We start from the raw sequence: 16,818 nt of genomic DNA, 5'->3' as shown, positions 1-16,818 counted from the left end.
TGAGCGGGATCTTCTTGCCGGCACGAATGCCTTCGTCGGCGGTGATCACCACTTTGGATTTGCAGTCGATGATGCGACCGGCCAGGGCTTCCGGCGAGAAGCCGCCGAACACCACCGAGTGAATCGCACCGATCCGGGTACAGGCCAGCATGGCGACCACGGCTTCGGGGATCATCGGCATGTAGATCGTCACCACGTCGCCGCGGTGCACGTCCTGACCACGCAGGGCGTTGGCGAACTTGCACACTTGCTCGTGCAGTTCGCGGTAAGTGATGTTGCGGCTTTCGGCCGGGTCATCGCCCTCCCAGATGATCGCGACCTGGTCGCCGCGCTCGGCCAGATGACGGTCCAGGCAGTTGTAGGACACGTTCAGGGTGCCGTCGGCGAACCACTTGATGTCGACATGGTGGTCATCGAAGGAAGTCTGCTTCACCGTGGTGAAAGGCTTGATCCAGTCGAGGCGCTTGGCTTGCTCGCGCCAGAAGCCGTCCGGGTTGACGACCGACTGCTGGTACATGGCCTTGTAGGTCGCCTCGTCGGTCAGGGTGTTGGCCAGAACCTCGGGACGAACGGGATACAGGGAAGCCGCACTCATCTTTCTTACCTCGGTGGAATAGTTGTTTTTGTATGGCCCTGTTGTAGCCGGGCCGGGCCTATAGAACCATTCGACGATGGTAGTAACAAGTCCCTACAAAATGCTCTGAAATACCCATTCACCCTGCCACGCCCGGAGCCTTGCGTCGTACCCCAAACGGGGTAGGAGCTGCCGAAGGCTGCGATCTTTTGACCTTGCTCTTAAAAATCAAGATCAAAAGATCGCAGCCTTCGGCAGCTCCTACATGCGCGCATCGCCTGGTTTTTCGGGGATTGTTACGAAATCTGTCAAAGGTGTTTATCAAAACTACGGCTATATGATCCAAAGGCCCGCGCCTAAAATCTGCCACGCCAACAAGGCAACCTGATTAACCAAGTTACAGCCCCCACGAAGGCAGTTAATCAAACACCCAGGTACTGAAGCTCCACACGCAATCTCAAAAGGATTGCGTGCCCCCTCTCGACCTTAGAAAGGTAAAACTCAAATGAAAGCTTTATTGGTTCTGGCTCTCGGCAGCGTGTGCGTAACCGCCATGGCAAGCGAGGTCCCGACTGATGTCGCGCAGCAACAACCGCCTATTGAGGAATACACTTACTCGATGAATCTGGACATCGTCAAAGTGATCTCGATGAGCGAAGCGCCGAATGTTTGTGAAGTTGTCCCCATGAAAATGGAATACGAAGATTCCAACGGTCAACGGCATATCCTGCGTTACAGCGCGATGGGCAACGGTTGCTCTAACGGCTGATCCCTGCTTCACCCCTCCCCCAATAAGGTTCGACCCACCCGCCACGATCAGGCAGATGAAGCGCCGAACCTTAATGATCTAATAATTCGATTATTTTAAGCATTTATTTGCGCTTTTTAATCGAATTAATCGGCGTAGCATCCTATTCAACCCAAGACAAACAACGCCCACGAATCCGGAGCACTGACCATGAAAACCCAACTGATCCTCGCCCTAACCCTCTCCGTCCTGGCTGCCAACTCCTTCGCCGCCGATGGTTACGACCGCACCGGTTCGGCCGCCTACACCACTGAAGCGGCTGTCGCTTCCGACGGTTACGACCACACCGGTTCAGCCTCTTTTGCCGCCGACGGCGCTGACCATGTAGGCGCCGGCAAACTGGCTTCCGACGGCGCCGACCACACCGGTGCCGCCCGCCTCGCCGCGGATGGCGCAGACCACGTGGGCGCCGGCAAAGTGGCTTCCGACGGCGCTGACCACACTGGCGCCGCCCGCCTCGCCGCCGATGGTGCCGATCACGTCGGTGCAGGTCGCCTGAGCTGATCCACCCGTGTGACTTCACAGCCCGGCTTCGGTCGGGCTTAGTTGTGTCTGGAACCTGAGAAAACCCCACAGAAACACAAGATGTAGTGAAAAAAGCCTTTTTTGGTTATTTCTTGTACAAAAAATTCCCGGGGCAAAAAATCAGGAAAAAAAATCTTCCCCCGCCAATGCCCTTCAAAGCCCTGTAAACCCTCGCTCCGACCGAAATACGGCCCCTGTCGACCGATCCGTGAGCCATTTCGCCGCACCACAGCACGCAAAACTTCCCTATAATGCGGCCTTAAACGGGCCTGCAATATCCCCTTACAGGGATGAAAAGCCAGTCTGAAGCCCCGCACAGGCGCTTGCCGCTTGCTGCGCCCATCAGTGGCTCTCGGAACCCCGTACAAAATTCTGTTTGATGCCTGCGTATAGCTGCTGCAAAAAACGATTCCTTTAGATCCAACGCGGCCAGTAAGGCCGTGTGAAAAACCAACCTATCCATTTTCACACGGGCACTCTGGCCCTCACGCAGGAGACGACACGTCATGCTGAGCTGGGACGAATTCGACAAAGAAGACACGGAAGTAGCAGTCAAGAGCGCCAACGCTGGCCACGCCACCGAAGCCAACATGGACCGTCTCGACAGCGCCGGCGGTGCCGCCGCCCTGGAAGCCCGTGCCGTGACCGCCGCTGACTCCGCCGCCGTTGCCCGCGCCAAAGCCGCTCTGGATTCCCTCGACGTCGCCGAAGGCCTCGCCGAACTCGAAGGCGCCTCCGCCCGTGTCGCCGTTGACGAAAAGCGCATGATCAACTGCCGCGCCGACCTCAACCAACTCGTACCCTTCAAGTACGACTGGGCCTGGCAGAAGTACCTGGACGGCTGCGCAAACCACTGGATGCCGCAAGAAGTCAACATGACCGCCGACATCGCCCTCTGGAAAAACCCGGAAGGCCTGACCGACGACGAGCGCCGCATCGTGATGCGCAACCTCGGCTTCTTCTCCACCGCCGACTCCCTGGTTGCCAACAACCTGGTCCTGGCCGTGTACCGCCTGATCACCAACCCGGAATGCCGCCAGTACATCCTGCGCCAGGCCTTCGAAGAGGCGATCCACACCCACGCCTACCAGTACTGCATCGAATCGCTGGCCATGGATGAAGGCGAAATCTTCAACATGTACCACGAGATCCCATCGGTCGCGAAAAAAGCCACCTGGGGCCTGAAATACACCCGCTCGATCTCCGATCCGAAGTTCGAAACCGGCACCGTCGAAACCGACAAAGAACTGCTGCGCAACCTGATCGCCTACTACTGCGTCCTGGAAGGCATCTTCTTCTACTGCGGCTTCACCCAGATCCTCTCCATGGGCCGCCGCAACAAAATGACCGGCGTCGCCGAGCAGTTCCAATACATCCTGCGCGACGAATCCATGCACCTGAACTTCGGCATCGACGTGATCAACCAGATCAAAATCGAAAACCCGCACTTGTGGGATGCTGAAATGAAGGAAGAAGCTTCGCAGATGATTCTGCAAGGTACTCAGCTGGAGATCGAATACGCGCGTGACACCATGCCTCGTGGGGTATTGGGCATGAATGCGGCGATGATGGAGGACTACCTGAAGTTCATTGCTAACCGTCGTCTGTCGCAGATCGGTCTTAAAGAAGAGTATCCAGGGACTACTAACCCGTTCCCTTGGATGAGCGAGATTATGGACTTGAAGAAGGAGAAGAACTTCTTTGAGACTCGCGTGATTGAATACCAAACCGGTGGTGCGCTTAGCTGGGATTGATTCCCAAGCTAGCCGCGATTTGACGACTTGAATCGACAAATCGAACATCTGAAAGCCCCGATCTGATCGGGGCTTTTTTGTGGGGTAGGAAAACTCTTACTCGCAATCTCAGTAGTAGTTAAACCTCCTACATGTATTCCAGCACCGTCTGTATTGAGGGCCATTCAATGCGGCCCTAAGCTCTACTGCAGGTGCCTAAGAAACGCCCAACGTAGAAAGCTAGCCAATTACACAGACGAGCAGTCACCCTTGGTGATTAATCGTACGGCTGTGTGAGGCTTTTGCTCGTTGGAGCTTCTTATGTCCACTCTACGTTGGGGTCAGGTCCGCAAAAGTCCAAACGTAGAGGTAATGGATATGCCTGAACACAACCTTCTCGTCACTCTCCGAACCATGGAGATCGACCATGTCTGATCTCTTTTCTGTAACAGTCTTCACCCGCCACAACCTCCCTCTCCATGCTCTCCTCCTGGAAAACCAACCGTGGTTCTGTGCCCGCGATATCGGTCGCTTAATGGGTTTCCATCTAAGTGAACGCATGGTCAACAAACTGGACAAGGACCAACACCGCCCGTTGTGGATTGAGTATTACCGGCAACCGGAAAAACAGCTGATGCTCAGTGAGTCCGGTGTCTATGCGCTGCTGGTCTATCACTACGCACCAGGAAATCGCTTGCTGCGTGAGTGGATAACCCATCAAGTGGTGCCGGCCTTACGTGATGCGAAGCAACCGGACAACTCGGATCGGCCGATGCTGAGTTTGTTGGACTGGCCAGAAATGTCGCTGAGCCTGCTGCATTGGCAAGATGAAGGTTGGATTCGGTTGCGGGACATGCCTTACCTGTTGCTCGATCACACGCCGCAGAGGGCGCCGGGGGTTAATCCTTGGTGGCGTAAGGTTGCGCGGGTGTTTAAGTCGTCGAAGCACTCGATGGGTTAGGTTCCTAGCATGTAGGACCACCTGCAAGAATCTTCTCTTCTTTGTGTAGGAATTTTCGTAGACAGTCGTAGTGGCCACTCAGTATCGTCCGAGGGTATTTAACCCTCGGCGATTGTATGGATACGGAAAAGAGCAACGGCGATTGGAGTGAGGCAGAGATCCAGGCTGCGGTGGATGCCTATCTCAGCATGCTGTCTCGCGAGCAGAACGGTCAGGCGATCAACAAGGCTCATGAAAATCGCGTCCTGCGCGAGGGTGCTTTGGCGGGTCGGACCAAAGGTTCTGTTGAGTTTCGGATGCAGAACATTTCTACCGTGTTGGTTGAACTCGGGCGTGATCGCATTGAGGGCTACAAACCCGCCAAAAATGTCGGCGCCAATGTTGCGAAGAGCATTCGTGAAGCACTCCATGCTCCAGGTCCAGTAACCCCCGAAGACTTTGTCCCGACAGCGGACGAAACGACGCTCGAGCAGCGAGCTGCAAAGCTTGAGCGACAACCGATCAAAGTCGAGCCGAAGGGGATTGAGAAACCAGAGCAAACTCAGTCCAGCGGAAAGTCGTATGTTCGTGATCCTGAAGTGAGAGCGTGGGTGCGCCAACAGGCTGAAGGTAAATGCGAAGGCTGTGGCAACCCTGCTCCGTTTGAAAAGTCAGGCAGGCCATTTCTTGAGGTTCATCACGTTAAACATTTAGCCCAAGAAGGTTCGGACCGTCCGAGCAATGCTGTAGCGCTGTGCCCGAACTGTCATCGACGTTGCCACCATTCGAGTGATCGGGATGAGTTCACAGCGTTGCTTTATAAAAGGGTTGGACGGTTGATTCCGGAATAGTCGCATATTTACTTTGTCCGACTCAGTCATATGACACTTCCATAGAGAAACCCAAGGTAGTTGAAACCTAAGATTTCAAAAGGTAAGGCGCTAATTCAACCGACGCAAAAATTACTTTGAACTCCCTTGCTGCAGTTCAAAAAAATCCGGATCGGATGAGTAATGCCTCCGCACTACTCAAACTGCCATGGTCTGTTGCCCACACATAAACAACCGTACCGACCAAATCGGAGCGCTTTGTTTCATCATCAGAGCGCTTTCGCACACCATGAAACGCTGATCTCTTTTGCGCCAACAATAAAACCAGAAAATTCCTACAAGCTAGAAAGTTGACTCCCCCCACCAAAATTCATACCCTATTTCGCAGTCCCCTGGGATAGCACCGTCGCTAATATTTTTCATAACAATCAACTCATAACAAAAGAAGAAAGTGCAAATCGAGTGACATGCAACACATTAAGCCACCCATTCCAACTCAACCGCCAGACACGCTTACCAACCTAATTTAAATCCGAGCAAAACCTCTGCCACTGATTTTTATGCCCACCCACAAACTTAAGGAACCGACTTCTTTTGTTAAAAAAATAACAACACAAGCAAAAGAAACACCCCAACAATATGCCTAGCTGCATGAACTTTAGCAGCGAAACATACTGCCTTATGCAAACCTCTGAGAATTTGCAAATTAAGAAAAACTTAACCACTGACAACAACCATAAATTTCATGGGGCAATACCATGGCAACATTAGTCAAAACAATAATACTTTCCAACCAAGAAAAACAACAGATTCGCGGCTTGCTCGACGAGATCATCCGAATCCCTACAATGGCGAATCAGTACAATTTCATCGAAAAGGCAGTTCTGTACGCTCAGGAGCTTCCGCGAAGAATCCGCCAGGAATTCTATGACTTCAAGCGCAATGAGGAACTTGCGGCTCTATTGATTTCCGGCAGTCCTGTGCTTCTTGACGGCGCAGGTCCAAGTCCCTCAAGGTACATTGAGTTAGATGATGACTACTGTTTAAATGACGCAAAAATTCTACATGGACTATATGGTTCACTGCTTGGCGAAGGAGTCGGATTTACTTCGCAACGTAGTGGCAGTCTCTACAACAACATTATTCCACTTAAAGAACTTAGCAAAGTTTCGAATTCGAGTAGCGGATCTGCCCTCGACTTTGGATTCCACGTGGAAGATGCCTTTCACCCCGCACGCGCCGAATACTTGGGACTCGTCTGTATGCGCAACAATGAACGTGCTGCGACCACTATTTCGTGCATCGACGGCATCAAACTTAGTGCCGAGGAGAAGCAAATACTATTTGAGCCGAGGTATAAAATCTGTCATAACCCAATCCACAGTACTACTGACATAGTAGAGGAAATCTCCCAGCCCATCCTATTCGGTCACAGCAACGCGCCATATGTCAAAATTAATGCTGCCGCATTAAATATTGATGAGTATAACGGCATCGAACGTCAAGCCTTAGAAAAACTTCTACGTCACTTTGCAGAGAACCGCAAAGCGGTCGTGCTCGAAGCTACAGATTACTTTTTCATAGATAACTACCGTTGCGTCCACGCACGAGACTCATTCAAGGCAAACTACGGCGAGGGTGCTCGATGGCTCGCAAGAATAGTATTCGCTTCGAGCCTGAGAAAATCACGCGAAATGCGAAACTCGGTAGAAACTCGCGCCATCAATGCGTAAGGGGAATGTCGATGGACGCTCACAATTCAACATTAGCAACCACCCCGAAATTCTGGCTAGGTGACGAGACGGCGTTTGATAGTGCGCAACTTATAAACTCTAATCGCCCGATTGTCGTGTTCGATTCAGGTGTGGGTGGCTTAACAGTAGCACGGCAACTGGAAAAATCACTTCCCAACGCAAACATTCTATATGTGGCGGATAACGATTGGTTCCCTTACGGTAATAAGCTTAGATCTGCGGTAGCTCAACGGGTCGAGCAGTTGCTCGATGAACTTTGTACGCAGGTAAGCCCTTCAGCGATAGTCGTAGCGTGCAACACAGCTTCTATCGCGATTATAGAGAACGGTCTCGATCAGTTTAGGCACAATTGCTTTTTTGTCACGCCACCTATAGATGAAGCGCTTGAAATTTCCGAGAGCAAAAATATTGTTTTGCTTGCTACTCCCAGCACTCTTGAAAGCAGACACATCATTCAAAAGATAACCAAAGCTAAAATGTACGCAAAAATATGGCCAATCGCGACCCAAGCGTTAGTAACACTATCCGAGACTAAATTATCAGGAGAGAATCCAAGTTTCGCTAATTTTGCTGAACTGATCGATAATCACCTTACCAAAGAGCAGCGATTATCAGTTGACACAGTTATTCTAGGCTGCACGCACTTCCCTCACTTGATCGATGACTTGCGCAAGATCTTTCCAACTGCTGGAAACTGGATTGACCCCGCCAAAAAGCTTGCTTCGCAGGTAGCATCTTTAACGGAAAAAAAAGCAGCATCCATTACCCCCCCCTTTAAAATCACCACATTCACAAGCAAGCACGGATTGACCAAATACCACAAGGCATTTTCGAATAATGGATTCAGCATAAGCCCCCATCATTAGAGATACAACTTTACAACCAAGCCATCCATCTGATCACTTAGTTACGTTTAACTACACTGTGCCATTCTCTACACAACTACCCCAGCTCATCTTACCTTTACGCAACATATCCCCACCCTGTCTTCTCAAGAATGGAGATCAAGCATATGAAAACGCTTACCAAGGAATATCGGTGGGTAATTTTAGCTATAGCCACATTAGCTCAAGCGTGCGCTTGCTTCTTTGTACAAGGATTTGGAGCCATTGCAATACATGTAAAAAATGAAATGAGCCTCAGCAACTGGCAGATAGGCATACTAGTATCAGCAGCGCAGTTCATTCCTCTTATTGGACTTTTGGTCGCTGGCGAACTGCTGGACAAGTACAGCGAACGGTTTGTTGTAGGAATGGGAACGGTGATCGTCGGTGTCGCATTGTGTGGAGCAGCGCTAGTTAATTCTTATACAGAGCTACTTATACTTCTTACAATATTGGGCCTTGGATACAGCACTGCTCAGCCTGGAGGAAGCAAATCAGTATCAAATTGGTTTGCAGGTAATCAGTTAGGATTCGCAATGGGAATCCGACAAGCTGGATTACCACTTGGCGGCGCAATTGCAGCGCTATCGCTTCCACTTATTGCTACCCGCTACTCGATTCAAGCAGCCTTCCTAACGGGAGGTTTGGTCGCCTTGTTTGGCGCTACTCTATTTATGCTCCTATACAAGTCTCCTGAGCGACAACACCGCCCCCCCAAAAAACAAGTCGACTTAAGATCAGCGATTGCATCACGTTTTATGATGGCAAAGGACCCATCCATGAGAAATATTATGCTGTCGGGCGCTAGCCTTACCGCTTCGCAGTACGCCATCTCAGTCTTTCTTGCCTTGTACCTTCATACTTCGCTTGGACTTGATAGTTTCGTTGCGACAACGATGTTCTTTGTAGTGCTTGGGGCAGGCATAACTGGAAGAATTATACTTGCAGCTTGGAGCGACCGTTGCAAGGCTGGCAGGTACTTCCCTGTGTTAACTTGTTTGGGTGCCGTCACTGTATTTCTAACACTACTGCCACTTTTGGAAACCAAAAATCTGGCGATCGTCAGTGTATTTATGGCTCTGATAGGATTTTTCGCATATGGGTGGTACGGCCCCTGGGTTGCTTATGTAGCCGAGACCGCTCCCGCTGATCGCAAAGGCTTTGCGCTCGGAATGGCTATGACAGCTAATCAGATTTCCGTCGTATTGGTGCCACCAATTATTGGTCTGTCAAGAGATAGCCTTGGAACCTTTGCTTATGGCTGGGGGGTATTGGCAATAATCTCTGCCATTGTGTTGTTTATTACCAGCAGGAGAAAAAAGGAAATAGTAATGGCCTCTGGATAGTTTTGTTTAACACTTGCGTGCCTCTGAAGATCTATGCACGGCGCATTACGTTTCACTCTTCAACAGGTTCGAGTATCTATAGGACAATAAGGCGCTAATTTGCTGGGGTAAGATCAAGGGTCACGCACCGAGCTTTCGTATCGATTCCGAACAGAAGGCCTGATTCAAGCAAGCAGATCAAGTGAAGAAGTAGCTTTTAAGGGTCAATGGAATGTGTCTGATCCGTTTGAAAAGTAGAGCAAGCCATTTCTTGAGGTTCATCACGTTAAACATTTAGCCCAAGAAGGTTCGGACCGTCCGAGCAATGCTGTAGCGCTGTGCCCGAACTGTCATCGACGTTGCCACCATTCGAGTGATCGGGATGAATTCACCGCTTCGCTTTATACAAAGGTGAAACGCCTGAAACCCGAATAACCGAGCAAAACAGAACCCGTGGCGAGGGGGCTTGCCCCCGCTCGGCTGCGCAGCAGTCGTCAATCCGCATCATTCGGTTTGTCTGATATTCCGCGAGTTACAGATTTTAGGGCCGCTTCGCAGCCCAACGGGGGCAAGCCCCCTCGCCACAAGGTTGGTGGCTAGCTTGGTTGTTGTGTTGATCTTGCGAATCGCGAGCAAGCTCGCTCCCGCAGGGGGTCGGCGGCTGGCTTGGGAACGTTGGTGTTATCAGGGCCGCTGGATTTTTCAGCGGCCCTTTTCTTTGCCCGCGATAACGCTAAAGCATCATTTCCCCAACCCACTAATCCGCCACGGACACACCGCCGCCCTCACCCCACTCGGCCCAACAATCTCCGGCGTCTGCCCCAACGACCTCGCACTCAGCACACTCCCCACCCGCTCAATCAACTGATCAAACCCCAACGTCGCATCCTCCTGATGCAACTTGCGCAGTTGTTCGACCAGGGCATAAGTGAAGGCGCCGTAGCTGTTCGATCCCACCTCATACTCATTGGCTTTTTCGTTTTCTCTCGCGGCGTAGAGCATCAGCGGCATATAAGGCCCATGGTGGCCGTAGAGTTTGCCCTGCCGCAGCAGTTGGGCTTTTTTCTCGGGGCGAAGGCCCGTGGCGGCGCCTTGGGTGGTGCGGGTGCGGGTGAGGCCGCGGGTTTTGTTGTCTTGTTCGCTGAAGTCGCGGCGGTCGGTGTCGACGGCGTAGACGCGGCGGTCCCAGTCGCCGGCGTAGGGGTCCCAGCGCAGCATGCGGTGGCGGATGTCGCTGGGTGGGGTGATGCCGCGCACGCGGCCGTTGCCGCGGGTCATGCCGCCGGCGTAGCAGCAGTCGAACATGACGGTGAGTTTGGCGCCGTGGCCGTCCGGGTCGAATGGCAGGTGGCTGTAGAACTGGCGGAACAATTTGTCGGTGAAGTGGGTGCTTTCGTCGTCCCAGTCGAAGTCGTGGAGCACCAGGGTTTCGTCCATGCAGTCGGCTTCGCCGCTGCTGCTGTACACCGGCAGTTGGGTGCCGTGGCCGGAGTAGAACAACACGCGCTCGTCGCCGGCGCGGGCGCCTTCCACCAGCCATTCGAGGCGCTCGACGAAGTTGGCCCGGGTCGCTCGGGCGTCGTGCAGCAAGCGGATGTCACCGGCGTCGTAACCGCTTTCCTGGAGCATGCGGCTGATCAGGTAGGTGTCGTTGATGCAGCCATCGAGGCGTGCGCTCGGGTCGAGGTAATCGTTGATGCCGACCACCAGCGCGCGGCGTTTGCGTTGGCCGCTGCGGGACAGGAACGCCGGCACTTCCAGTGCCCGCGCGGCCACCACGTCGCGGGCCAGTTGTGGCCACAGACCGGTCTGGCTGGTGGCTGACGACAAGTAGGCCTGGGCGGCATGATTGAGGTCGAGCAGGTCATCCCGCAGTGGCACGCTGAACTCGGTTTGCAGGTCGACCCGCGCCGAATCCGGTGAGGTGATCGGCCGGCTCAGCAGGCCGTCGTTGGGGTTGTAGAGGTGGAACCAACGGCGGATGCCTCGGCCGTTTTCGCTCAGGCGCAGGACCCGCCCGCCCCACACTTCGCGCATCACCAGCGGCAGTGCGATCGGTGAACCGAAGCTGACGAACACGCGGCCATCGATGCGCTTGAGCGCCGAACCTTTTTTCACCACTGACCGGCGCAGGGCGTCGTAGCCGATCAGGCTGCCCAGACCTTGGGCGAAGATAATCTGCGGATTGAATGCCTCGATCTTCGCCAGCAGATGTTGAGTCAACGCCGTGCGCAACTCGGCGTCTTCGATCCATTGCACGATGGCGCCCACCGTGATGCGCAACATCTGATTGACCGGCAGGCCCCAACTGCCGAAATTCTCGTCGGCCTTGCCGCTTGCGTCGGCCCTCAGCATCGCCAGGCCTCGGGTGATCTGGGCGAAGTCCGGCCCGTCCTTGAGTTGATCATCGAAAGACAGAAATTCGATGTCCTGGTCATCGATGAGCCGACCGTTCTGCGCCAGTTGATTGCGGATCAATGTGCGCCATTGCTCCTGCCAGTTCGCATCGATGCCGCCCTGCCCGCCCGTTGCCCGGCTGAACCCCACACCAGGCAGGCACAGGATGCGCAGCCGCGTTGGCGCGACTTCCGACTCTGGTTCTGCCAAGGCTTTACTGGCAGGCGCCGCAACTGGTGGAACCGCTTGCCCTTGGGCGGTAACCATCAAATCCTGCAGGCGCCGCAGTTTCGCCTCCAGGCTGTCGGCACTGGGGGCGGCGGGCGTCAGCGCGGCCTGAGCCGGATCAGCCAAGGCTCGGCTGCGGTTGCCGAGAAAGCCGCTGACCCATTGGGCGCTGCTCTTCCAGATCTGCTCTGGATCGAGGCCGTCGAGGTAACCGGTGACGCTGTCCACCACCTGCCGACTTTGGGTCGCCAGTTCGGACTCGATCAATGGCAACCCGGCACGACTTGGCACCACGGTGGCCACCAATGTCGGCGCAGCCGTGACGCCCGGTGCAGCGCGCCAGATGGGCGCATTGCCGAAGTGCTGCGCCGCGATCACCCGTGGGCCGAGGGCACTGCGTGGCAATTTGAAGTGATCGCAAAGAAACGCCAGCAGGCTGGTGTGATCGTAATGCTGCGCCTGGACGTTGCCCGTCCAGGGAATCAAGCCGGGCTTGAGCCACGGCGAAGCGAGGATCGCCGGAACACGAACGCCGAGACGGGTGAAGGGATTTTTCCAGGGCACATCGACCGTTGAACCGGTCGCCACGCAAGTCGGCGGCACCACGTGGTCATGGAAACCGCCGTGTTCGTCGTACAGCAGCACGAACAGGGTTTTGTTCCAGACAGTGGTGTTGGCCGACAAGGCGTTGAACACCTCACCGACAAACTGATCGCCAAAGCGCAGGTCCTCCGGTGGATGATGGGACACGTTTGGCCCGAGTTTACCGTTGAGCAGGCCATAGCTCGGCTCGATCCAGGACAGTTCGGGGAGTTTGTCAGCGGCGACGTCCGACTTGAAGGCCTCGATGCTCAGGTGCTGCAAACCGCCCTTGACCAGCGCCGCCAGCGGAACCGCACCGTCGGAGTAAATGCGCGCGTCGTGGCCGTTGCTGCGCAACAGCGAAAAAATACTCTCGCCGCCGAACTGTGCGATCAGGCTTTTGATGCCGGCCAGTACCGTGCCGGTCGAGGGCATCAGCAAGTGGCCATTACAACTGCCAAGCATGGCGAAAAACCGGTTCGGCCAGGTCGGGCCTGGCACCGAGGAAAACCAGCGATCACACACGGTGAAATGGCGCGCCAATCCGTGGATGGCCGGCAGCGTATCGTCGGCCGGCTTAGCGCCGAACGGGATGTAGTTCATCGCCCGTTGGGCCATGGATTGCGACCAGGTTTTGTACACCTTCAGGTCCTTGCGGGCCTTGTCGTAGGCGTCCTGGGCAAAACCATCGAGCTTGGGATTGGCCGGGCTGGTCTTGAAGGAGACGCCCAACTGCGTCTCTACGTTGACGAACTCGTGGCCAAGGTCGAAACCCTCACTGTTGCTCGGTGGTAGCGCCGGAGGCAGAGGGGGCGGCGGCGCCCACAGGTTGTAGTTTTCCGGGAACTCCGACGCCTGGGTGATCACCGTCGAATTGCCATTGGCCAGCCTCAGCGGATTGGTGCTGGGCGCGTTGCGGTTGATACCGTCACACGCAGGGTTGATACGGGTGTAATCCCCCAGCAAATGATCGAATGATCGGTTTTCCATCATCAATACGACAACGTGCTCAATTCCGTCGGGCCAGTTGTTCGGCATGGTGCGCTCCTTGATGTGAAGTCTCGATTTCGACCTCTCGGGTTTCACCGCAATCAAGGCTTGGATGGCTGGACAATATGGGGTATGCGGCGATTCGATCTGCCAGACAACGCTAGTCAGGCGATGGGGGGTTGTCCAATGGCGGGGGCACCTATCCTTTCAGCCAATCCACCGAATACATCGCCACATAACTATCCACCGCCGTCCCAATCGTAGGAAAAAACGCCGTCTCCCCCAACCTCGCAAACAACCCAAACCGCTTCAGCTTGTCCTTCACCGGGTCCTTCATCTCGGCAATGCACAACTCGATTCCCGCCGCGTGCAGGGTGTCGTCCAGTTCGGCGAGCATGTCGGCGGAGGTCACGTCGACGCTGGTGACCGGTTCTGCGGCGACCACCAGCCAGCGCACGGGTGTGGGCGATGCCGCGACTGCGTCGAGCACGCGGTCGCTGAACAGTTCGGCGTTGGCGAAGAACAAGGGGGCATCCCAGCGAAACAGGACCAGGCCGGGGATCAGGGACGCGTCGGGATAGCGTTTGATGTCGTGGTAGCCCTTGACCCCGTCGGCGCGGCCCAATACGGCGGAGTACGGGCGCCAGGCGTCCCAGAGGAATTCGATGATCGCGATCACGATGGCCAGGCCGATACCCTCGATTGCGCCGAAAACGGCCACGCCGACCGTACAGACAATCGATAGCCAGCATTCCCAGCGCTGGATGCGATAGATCCGGCGCAGATCGGTGATTTCGATCAGGCCAATGGCCGAGGCGATCACGACCGCCGCCAGGGCGCTGGACGGTAGATGCTGCAGCAGGTCCGGTGCCACCACCAGCAGCAAGGCAACCGCGAGTGCGCCGACGACGCCGGTCATTTGGGTCTTGGCGCCGGCAGCTTCGGCCACGGGCGTGCGTGACGAGCTGCTGCTGATCGGGAAGCCCTGGAAAAATCCGGCCGCCAGGTTGGCGATGCCGAGGCCCATCATTTCCTGGTTCGGGTTGACGTAGGTTCGGGTCCGCGCCGCATAGACACGGGAGAGCACGCTGGTGTCGGCGAACGAGACCAGTGCGACGGCGCACCCACCGATCACCACCGGGACGATGTCGGCGCTGGTGATCCAGGGGATGGCGAACCCGGGCAAGCCTTGGGGGAGCGAACCGAGGACCGACACACCGGCGCGCGTCGCCAGGTCGAGGGCACCCACGGCGACCGTCGCGCCGACCACGGCGATCAGGATGCCCGGCAGTCGCGGCCATCTTTTGAGGAGCAGGATCACCGCCAGGGTGAGCCCGCCTACGGTGAAGGTGGTCCAGTTGGCCTTTCCTTCCATCAGCGCCGAGGCGATGGCCCAAATGTTTCTCAATGGGCCGTCGGACTCAATGGAAAAACCGAACAGCTTGGGCAACTGGCTGATCAATACGGTCAGTGCGATGCCGTTCATGTAACCGTAGCGGATCGGTTTGGACAGCAGCTCGGTGATAAACCCCAGGCGCGCCATACCGGCCAGGATGCACACCGCTCCCGAGACGATCGCCATCATCCCCGCCAGGGCGACGGCACGCTGCGGGTCGCCGCCGGAGAGTGGAATGATGACGGCCAGGATGACGGCCACCAGGGAGGAGTCCGGCCCCATCACCAGGATTCGGCTGGGGCCGAACAGGGCATAGAACAGCAGCGGAACGATGGTCGCGTAGAGGCCATAAATGCCGGGCACGCCCGAGGCCACCGCATAGGCGATACCGACGGGCACCAGCATCGTGGTCAGCACCAGGCCGGCCACGATGTCATAACGCAGCCACGCCCATTGGTATTCGCGCAGCACGCCCAATCCCGGCAGCCAGCGGCGCCAACCGGTCTGTTCGTCCCGGCGGGCTATGCGGCCGGGCTCCGGGAGAGGAGGCGAAGTATCTGAATGGCTCATTAACCGCCCTCGTTGTAATGCTGTTCATTAAAAATTATGTAGGAGCGAGCTTGCTCGCGATGGACTCAAGAGCGCCGCGTTTAGTCAGTAAACACGCGGCATCGTTAACGACCATCGCGAGCAAGCTCGCTCCTACAATGGAGCATTCCCTCGTTGATGGCTGTGCAGGCTCGGCGATATCGAAGTGATCTCAGTGTAGCTATTGCTTCGAATGCGCCATCACTGGAAGCTGTTCACCTAAAGGATTTGGAAGCCGACATGAAATTCGACCTCGCCTACTGCCTCAGCCTCAACGACAAGTTGTCGATCTACGACGTTCGGGATCTGAATTTCGACGAGACGATGGATTTCGACTCCGCCCGGGAACACTTCCAGTGCCCCAACGATGCCTGTCGCCTGGCGTTCGATGCAGCCAACGAGTTGGGCACGTTCAACGCCAAGAATGTGAATTACGTACGCACCCCGCACTTCAAGAACCTGCCGAGTACGCGGCATATCGAGGGCTGCCCTTATGTCAGCCTGAAGACGCCGGCGTCGGGTGTGGACGAGGCGGAAACGGATGACAGCCGCGAGGAAAATTTCCCGTCGGAATTGTTACTGACTCGGCGTGAGTACGTGCGTAAGCCGTCCATTCCGAAGGTTGCGGCGGACGGGGTGCGGGATGAGCCGCCAACGCCTTCGGTGCCCCGTAACGCCGAGCAACCGGGCCGGGAATCGGCCCCGGACAAGACCAGCGTCTTCGCCCATCCGGTGGAGTGTTTCGTGTCGAACTTCGACGACAAGGATTTGCTCAAGCGCGTGCCGCTGAAGATTGGCGAGCACACCGCGCCTTATGGCTCGTTTTTCAAGAAGATCGAATACCTGCAGGACAACAAGGGGCTGATTTACTGGGGCAAGGTCAAGGAGATCAAGGACTACACCCAGAGCTTTCGCATCGATTTCGAGAAGAAGGTCTGGTTCGAAAAGAGGCCTTACTCGGTCAATGTCTACCTGAGCAAAAAGCTCATCGACAGCTACCGCAAGCGCAAGGCCTTCCTCGAGGAAATCAAGCACGCCATCGAGAGCGGGCGGGAATTGTACTGCTTCTTTTATGGCGTGACGCCTGAGCTGAAGCAGGTGCCGAGCAAGAAAAACCCCGAGCAGACGTTCGGGGTGTTCAGCGCCAACATCGAGAATCTGGATCACTTTATCGTGCGGGAAGCGCCGGGGTTGGCGGACAAATAAGTGCAGTGCCGTTCGTCTGCCTGAAAAGAATAATCAAAAATTGCGTTTGATCCGGGCT

At 55.5% G+C, this 16,818-nt stretch carries 12 protein-coding genes and 1 pseudogene; 10 read left to right on the top strand and 3 right to left on the bottom strand.

The features are described from left to right. A partial coding sequence (locus C9422_RS31145) for an AMP-binding protein (RefSeq protein ID WP_165824832.1) occupies nt 1-595 on the bottom strand: 595 nt, incomplete at its 3' end. Nucleotides 596-1,079: 484 nt separating this feature from the next. Here C9422_RS31145 and C9422_RS31135 point away from each other — a divergent pair. From C9422_RS31135 to C9422_RS31095, 9 genes and pseudogenes are all read left to right on the top strand, one after another. After that, complete coding sequence (locus tag C9422_RS31135; RefSeq protein WP_116583306.1) at nt 1,080-1,343, top strand: DUF2790 domain-containing protein; 264 nt, start codon at nt 1,080-1,082, stop codon at nt 1,341-1,343. 189 nt (nt 1,344-1,532) lie between these two features. After that, nucleotides 1,533-1,886 (top strand): hypothetical protein, encoded by a 354-nt coding sequence (locus C9422_RS31130; protein ID WP_116583305.1) that lies wholly within the window; start codon nt 1,533-1,535, stop codon nt 1,884-1,886. A 527-nt stretch (nt 1,887-2,413) separates the two neighbouring features. Then, nucleotides 2,414-3,661, top strand: coding sequence for a ribonucleotide-diphosphate reductase subunit beta (locus tag C9422_RS31125; protein WP_007978181.1), 1,248 nt, complete (start codon nt 2,414-2,416; stop codon nt 3,659-3,661). Nucleotides 3,662-4,067: 406 nt separating this feature from the next. Next, nucleotides 4,068-4,601 (top strand): Bro-N domain-containing protein, encoded by a 534-nt coding sequence (locus C9422_RS31120; protein WP_116583304.1) that lies wholly within the window; start codon nt 4,068-4,070, stop codon nt 4,599-4,601. A gap of 116 nt (nt 4,602-4,717) precedes the next feature. Beyond that, on the top strand, nt 4,718-5,431 hold the full coding sequence (locus C9422_RS31115; protein ID WP_116583303.1) for an HNH endonuclease: 714 nt from the start codon (nt 4,718-4,720) through the stop codon (nt 5,429-5,431). Between the two features lie 737 nt (nt 5,432-6,168). Beyond that, entirely contained in the window at nt 6,169-7,143 is a 975-nt protein-coding gene (locus tag C9422_RS31110; protein WP_116583302.1) for a TauD/TfdA family dioxygenase, read from the top strand. A gap of 11 nt (nt 7,144-7,154) precedes the next feature. Beyond that, nucleotides 7,155-8,030: a glutamate racemase gene (gene murI, locus C9422_RS31105; protein ID WP_116583308.1), complete on the top strand. Its 876-nt coding sequence runs from the start codon at nt 7,155-7,157 to the stop codon at nt 8,028-8,030. 146 nt (nt 8,031-8,176) lie between these two features. Continuing rightward, nucleotides 8,177-9,394, top strand: a complete 1,218-nt coding sequence (locus C9422_RS31100) for an MFS transporter (RefSeq protein ID WP_116583301.1) — start codon at nt 8,177-8,179, stop codon at nt 9,392-9,394. 243 nt (nt 9,395-9,637) lie between these two features. Continuing rightward, nucleotides 9,638-9,808: pseudogene (locus C9422_RS31095) on the top strand (HNH endonuclease); the annotation flags it as partial. 306 nt (nt 9,809-10,114) lie between these two features. Here C9422_RS31095 and C9422_RS31090 read toward each other — a convergent pair. Both C9422_RS31090 and C9422_RS31085 read right to left on the bottom strand, forming a co-directional pair. Next, nucleotides 10,115-13,618, bottom strand: a complete 3,504-nt coding sequence (locus C9422_RS31090) for an alkaline phosphatase family protein (protein WP_116583300.1) — start codon at nt 13,616-13,618, stop codon at nt 10,115-10,117. 151 nt (nt 13,619-13,769) lie between these two features. Next, nucleotides 13,770-15,536 (bottom strand): SulP family inorganic anion transporter, encoded by a 1,767-nt coding sequence (locus tag C9422_RS31085; protein ID WP_116583299.1) that lies wholly within the window; start codon nt 15,534-15,536, stop codon nt 13,770-13,772. Nucleotides 15,537-15,794: 258 nt separating this feature from the next. Here C9422_RS31085 and C9422_RS31080 point away from each other — a divergent pair, with 258 nt between their 5' ends. Further along, entirely contained in the window at nt 15,795-16,760 is a 966-nt protein-coding gene (locus tag C9422_RS31080) for a hypothetical protein (RefSeq protein WP_116583298.1), read from the top strand. The last annotated feature ends 58 nt before the right edge of the window (nt 16,761-16,818 follow it).

The organism is Pseudomonas sp. B1(2018), assembly GCF_003097365.1.
GTDB lineage: Bacteria > Pseudomonadota > Gammaproteobacteria > Pseudomonadales > Pseudomonadaceae > Aquipseudomonas > Aquipseudomonas laurylsulfatiphila.
This window is presented reverse-complemented; position numbering and strand designations above follow the sequence as displayed.

Bases quoted from the DNA above. Each gene is read 5' to 3' on its own strand.
- C9422_RS31120 (WP_116583304.1), top strand. From the start codon at position 4,068: ATGTCTGATCTCTTTTCTGTAACAGTCTTCACCCGCCACAACCTCCCT.
- C9422_RS31130 (WP_116583305.1), top strand. From the start codon at position 1,533: ATGAAAACCCAACTGATCCTCGCCCTAACCCTCTCCGTCCTGGCTGCC.
- C9422_RS31110 (WP_116583302.1), top strand. From the start codon at position 6,169: ATGGCAACATTAGTCAAAACAATAATACTTTCCAACCAAGAAAAACAA.
- C9422_RS31090 (WP_116583300.1), bottom strand. From the start codon at position 13,618: ATGCCGAACAACTGGCCCGACGGAATTGAGCACGTTGTCGTATTGATG.
- C9422_RS31100 (WP_116583301.1), top strand. From the start codon at position 8,177: ATGAAAACGCTTACCAAGGAATATCGGTGGGTAATTTTAGCTATAGCC.
- C9422_RS31085 (WP_116583299.1), bottom strand. From the start codon at position 15,536: ATGAGCCATTCAGATACTTCGCCTCCTCTCCCGGAGCCCGGCCGCATA.
- C9422_RS31125 (WP_007978181.1), top strand. From the start codon at position 2,414: ATGCTGAGCTGGGACGAATTCGACAAAGAAGACACGGAAGTAGCAGTC.
- C9422_RS31135 (WP_116583306.1), top strand. From the start codon at position 1,080: ATGAAAGCTTTATTGGTTCTGGCTCTCGGCAGCGTGTGCGTAACCGCC.
- murI (WP_116583308.1), top strand. From the start codon at position 7,155: ATGGACGCTCACAATTCAACATTAGCAACCACCCCGAAATTCTGGCTA.
- C9422_RS31115 (WP_116583303.1), top strand. From the start codon at position 4,718: ATGGATACGGAAAAGAGCAACGGCGATTGGAGTGAGGCAGAGATCCAG.
- C9422_RS31080 (WP_116583298.1), top strand. From the start codon at position 15,795: ATGAAATTCGACCTCGCCTACTGCCTCAGCCTCAACGACAAGTTGTCG.